Annotated in this window: 4 protein-coding genes; all 4 read right to left on the bottom strand. The window is 74.1% G+C overall.

Annotation, left to right across the window (positions count from 1 at the left end; translation table 11 throughout):
- On the bottom strand, window positions 1-1106 hold a 1106-nt coding region (locus ABTY56_RS38365; protein WP_350634331.1), incomplete at its 3' end, for a class I adenylate-forming enzyme family protein.
- On the bottom strand, window positions 1090-2913 hold the full coding sequence (locus ABTY56_RS38370; protein ID WP_350634332.1) for an ABC transporter ATP-binding protein: 1824 nt from the start codon (window positions 2911-2913) through the stop codon (window positions 1090-1092). The genes ABTY56_RS38365 and ABTY56_RS38370, both read right to left, overlap by 17 nt.
- Complete coding sequence (locus ABTY56_RS38375; RefSeq protein ID WP_350634333.1) at window positions 2913-4718, bottom strand: ABC transporter ATP-binding protein; 1806 nt, start codon at window positions 4716-4718, stop codon at window positions 2913-2915. Before ABTY56_RS38375 ends, ABTY56_RS38370 begins: the two co-directional genes overlap by 1 nt.
- Window positions 4715-5089 (bottom strand): hypothetical protein (locus tag ABTY56_RS38380; RefSeq protein ID WP_350634334.1); only part of this gene is annotated, 375 nt, incomplete at its 5' end. The genes ABTY56_RS38375 and ABTY56_RS38380, both read right to left, overlap by 4 nt.

Consider the following 5089-nt stretch of genomic DNA (forward strand, 5'->3'; position numbering starts at 1 on the left):
CCCAGGAACATGGCGGGGGTGCGGACCAGGAGCAGTCCCTCCGCGCCGGGGGCGACGTTCCGGTCGGCGTCGTCGACCAGCCGCAGCTGCACGCCGGGGACCGGCCGGCCGACCCCGTCGCCGGTGGCCGGCGCCCCGTCCGGGCCCGGCGCGGTGCCGGGCTCCGGCCGCCGGCAGGCGATGATCCCGGCCTCGGTGCAGCCGTAGACCTCGCTGACCCGGACGCCGAAGCGCTCGGCGAACCGGTCCGCGGTGACCGGGTGCAGGGCCGCCCCGGAGGACAGGCACAGCCGCAGCGGGAGCGGGCCGCCGGGGGCGGTCGCGCCGGCGGAGCGGGCCAGCAGGTCGCAGGCCAGCGGGGTGGCGACGAGCACGGTGGCGCCGGTGCGCTCCAGTTCGCCGTTGAGCCGGCCGGGGGTGAAGCGGCCGAGCAGCACCAGTCGGGCGCCGGTCAGCAGCGTGGTGACCAGGCCGGCGACCATCCCGAAGGAGTGCAGCAGCGGCACGGCCGTCAGCACGGTGTCCTCGGGGCCGTAGCCGAAGGAGGCCCGGTAGATCAGGCCGCCCTGCACCAGGTTGTGCTGGGTGTGCACGGCCGCCTTGGGCTCGCCGGTGGAGCCGGAGCTGAACTGGTGCAGGAAGGGGGCGTCGCCGTCCGGCTCGGCCGGGGCCGGCCGGTCCGTCTCCTCGGCCTGCGGCAGTCCGTCGGTCTCCACGACCGGGCCCGGCCAGCCGCCGGCGGCGGCCACCGCGGCCAGCCGCTCGGCCCGGCCGATCAGCACCGCGTCGGCGGCGCCGGACGCCAGCCCGGCGAGCTGGGCCGGCGCGGCGCCGGGCTCGGCGGGCACCAGCCGGACGCCGGTGCGCGCGGCGGCGAGGAAGGCGATGACGCAGTCCGGGGTGTTGTCGAAGAGCAGGACGGCGGTGCGTCCGGCGCCCGCCCCGACCGCGGCGAGCCGGGCGGCGGCCCGCTCCGTCTGCCGGTGCAGGGTGGCGAAGTCCAGCGCGGTGTCCCGCAGTTCGACGGCGGTGCGGCCGGGCCACCGGTGTGCGGCGGCGGCCAGCAGGCCGCCCAGGGTGCGCGGGGTGTCAGCTGCGGACTGCATCGGTGTCCTCCTCGGCGGCCTGGAAGTCGAGCGCCTGGTGGCGGAAGTAGTGGTCGTACAGCTCCGCGTACCGACCGCAGGCCGCCAACAGGGCGTCGTGGGTGCCCTGTTCGACGATCCGGCCGCCGTCGACGACGAGGATCCGGTCGGCCTTGCGGACGGTGGGCAGGCGGTGCGCGACCACGACGGTGGTCCGGCCCGCAGAGACCGCGTCCAGCCCCTCCTGCACCTGGGCCTCGGTCAGCGGGTCCACGCTCGCCGTGGCCTCGTCGAGGATCAGCATCGACGGGTTGCCGAGCATCACCCGGGCCAGCACGATCAGTTGCCGCTGGCCCGCGGAGAGGGTGCCGCCGCCTTCGTTGACCGGGGTGTCGATGCCCTCGGGGAGGACGTCGAGCCAGTCGCCGCCGGCCACCGAGCGGGCGGCGGCCAGGATCTCCTCCGGGGTGGCGCCGGCCCGGCCGAAGCCGATGTTCTCCCCGACGGTGCCGGTGAACAGGAACGGCGCCTGCGGGACGATGCCGAGGTGGCTCTTGTAGGCGTCCAGGTCCAGGGTGCGGATGTCCTGGCCGTCGACGAGCAGTTCACCGTCGCCGAACTCGTAGGCCCGGGTGATCAGCCGGATGATGCTGGACTTGCCGGCGCCGGTGTGCCCGACCAGGGCGACCGTCTCACCGCTGTCGATCTTCAGGTCGAGCCCGGTCAGGACGGGCTTGTCGGCGCGGTAGCCGAAGTCGACCCCGCGGAACTCGACGGTGCCGTCCAGCCGGGGCACCGGACGCGCGTCGCTCTGCTGCACGGCGGGCTCCAGGTCCACCAGGGCGAAGATCCGCTCGGAGGCGGCCAAACCCTGCTGGAACTGGTTCCAGAAGGAGGCGATGCTGGTCAGCGGGAACCAGAACAGCATCAGGGCTTCCAGGAACAGGGACCACTCGCCCGCCGTGACGGAGCCGTCGGTCAGCAGGTTCCCGCCGAGCACCACCACGCCGACGGTGCCCAGGCCGGTGAGCGTCAGCAGCAGCGGGAAGATCCCGCTGAACAGCCGGTTCAGCTTGACGGTCGCCCGGAACCAGCGCTGGTTGACCTCGACCAGTCCGGCGTGGGTGGACTCCTCCCGCTGGAAGTTGCGGGCCACCGCGATGCCGCGCAGGGTCTCCTGCACGTAGGCGTTGATCTGCGCGAGGGAGCGCTGCTGCTGGCGGGACGCGCGCCGCGACACCCACCGGAAGCCCAGGCTGACCAGCACGATCAGCGCGGCGGTCGCCGCGGTGACCAGGGCCAGCGGGACGTTGATGACGAACATGGCGACCAGCACCAGTCCGATCATCAGGACCTGGCCGACCAGCCCGAGGGTGAGCGTGGCGAGGGTGGCGAACGCCTGGGTGTCGGCGGTGATCCGGCTGGCCACCGACCCGGAGGCCTGGTCGTCGTGGAAGGCCATGTCCTGGCGGAGCACCGCCTCGAACGCGCGGCGGCGCATCTCCAGGACGACGTCGCCGACCAGGACGCCGACGGACCGCTGCTGGAAGAAGGTCAGCAGCCAGGCGACCAGACCGGTGCCGAGCGCGGCCCCGGTCAGCGGCAGCACCGCGTCGCCGACGCTCTCGCGGGCGGCGTTGTCCACGATGTCGGCCACCAGCAGGGGGAACGCGGCCCCGGCGACCGCCGCGCCGACCACGGCCAGCGCGATCAGCACCACCGTGCTGCCCTTGGCGGCGAACAGCGGCCGGATCCGGCGCAGCAGTTCGCGGTCACCGTAGGACCGGTCGTAGCTGTCGGCGGTGATCCCGTCGAGTATGTCTGCCATCAGTGGACTCCCTCTCCGGACCGGCCGGCCGTCTCCTGCAGGTGCGGCGCGAAGATCCGGTGGTACAGCTCGCAGCTCTCCAGCAGTTCCTCGTGGCGGCCGCGGCCGACGATCCGGCCCTTGTCCAGCACCAGGACCAGGTCGGCGCTGCGGATCCGGGACAGCCGGGGGGTGACCATGAAGGTGGTGCGGCCCGCCGCGGCCCGTCGGACGGCCTGCTGGATCCGCTCCTCGGTGGCGCTGTCCACGGCGCTGGTGGAGTCGTCCAGGACCAGGATCCGCGGGTCGGCCAGCAGGGCGCGGGCGATGGCGATGCGCTGGCGCTGGCCGCCGGACAGGGTGGCACCGCGCTCGCCGACCATGGTGTCGTAGCCGTGCTCGGTGCCGGCGATGAACTCGTGGGCGTGCGCGGCCCGCGCGGCCTCCTCCAGTTCGGCCCGGGTGAGCTCCCGGTCCGCGCCGAAGGCCAGGTTGTCCGCGATGGACCGGGAGAACAGCACCACGTCCTGCTCGATCACCGAGATCTGCGAGCGCAGCGTCTGGGCGTCCCAGCCGGTGGTGGCCACGCCGTCGACCAGCACCTCGCCGGAGTCCGGCGCGTACGTCCGGTTCAGCAGCTGCAGCAGGGTGGACTTGCCGCTGCCGGTCGGCCCGACCAGGGCCACCGTCATGCCCGGCTCCACCGTGAAGGAGACGTCCTCCAGGACCGGCTTGTCGCCGTGCCCGAACGAGACCCGGTCGAAGACCACCGTGCCCTCGATCTGCGCGCGGTGGCCGGCGTCGGCGTCCTCCTCGGAGCCGGCCCGGTCGGTGATGACCTCCAGGATCCGCCGGGCGCCGGCGATCCCGAGGAAGATCAGGCCGATGCTGAACGAGGCCAGCTGGGTGGGCGCCCGCAGGGCCCCCATCAGCCCGAGGAAGCCGACGAACTGACCGACCGTCAGCGAACCGTCGGAGACCAGGTACGCGCCGTGCAGCAGGGCGGCCGCCAGCGCGGCCACCAGCAGCAGGGTGGGCAGGTACAGGGCCTGCTCCTTGGCCTGGCGCACCGAGGCGTCCCGGTAGGCGGTCGCCTTCTCCATGAACCGGCGCTGCTCGGCGGCCCGGCGTCCGGTGGCGTCGACGGTCTCGATCCCCGCGATGGTCTGCGAGACGTGGGCGCTGAGCTCGCCGAAGCGGGCCCGGGTGGCCCCGGCCGCCGGGTCGAGCCGGCGGCCGTACTCGGCCAGCGCCACGGCGAACAGCACCAGGAACACCAGCGGCACCAGCAGCAGCCGGGCGTCGATCAGGCCGATGAACACGATCGGCACGACCAGCCCGAGCAGCATGTCCAGGGTGAGGTCCAGGCCGGGCGACAGCATCAGGTTGACGGCCTGCGCGTCACCGGTGACCCGGGCCGAGAGGTCGCCCACCCGGTGCCGGTTGAAGAACTGCTGGCCCTTCTGGAGCAGCGCGGAGAACAGCGTGGACCGCACGTCGCGCTCCAGGCCGCAGGCGTACGCCTCCAGCGAGTAGGTGGCGACGAACCCGGCGATGCCGCGCACCGCGACCAGGGCCAGCAGCACCAGCACCATGCTGTCGAACCGCCCCCGGTCCGGGGTGGTGCCGAGCAGGGCGTCGAAGGCGGTGCCGATCACGACCGGGACCGCCGCGGCCAGCAGGTGCCACACCACCGAGCCGGTGAGGTGGGCCGCGATCCAGCCCTTGGACCGGGCGAGGTGGGACTTCAGGAACGGGCCGACCCGCTCGCCGGGGAACGGGGGCGGGGCCGCGCGCCGCTCCTTCGCGGTGGTCGCGGTGGTCATGCGTTCTCCAGGGGGGTGTCGTCCGGGGCCGGGCGGGGGTCCTGCAGGTAGCCGCTGCGGACCAGCTCGGTGAGGTACGTGTGCAGCAACCGCTCGTCGATCGGCGGGCAGTCGGTGCCGGACTCCCGGTAGGCCGACCGGGCGGAGCCGGGGACGGCCGCCCCCAGGCCGCCGGGGGCGGAACCGGGGGCCGCGCCGTCGCCGGGGGCGGCGAACAGCGGCAGGAACGGGAAGAGGGCGTTGTCCCAGGAGTGCGCGGCCGACTCCTGCAGGGCGCTCAGCCAGTCGCCGTAGGAGACCTTGCGGAGCGGGTAGCCGTAGCCGGCGACCCAGTCGAAGACCGTGCCGAGCCCGACGGGCTCGGGGTGGGC

Source organism: Kitasatospora sp. NPDC097691 (assembly GCF_040302665.1).
GTDB lineage: Bacteria > Actinomycetota > Actinomycetes > Streptomycetales > Streptomycetaceae > Kitasatospora.

Coding starts and splice junctions, on each gene's coding strand:
- ABTY56_RS38375 (WP_350634333.1), bottom strand. CDS start 4,718: ATGACCACCGCGACCACCGCGAAGGAGCGGCGCGCGGCCCCGCCCCCG.
- ABTY56_RS38370 (WP_350634332.1), bottom strand. CDS start 2,913: ATGGCAGACATACTCGACGGGATCACCGCCGACAGCTACGACCGGTCC.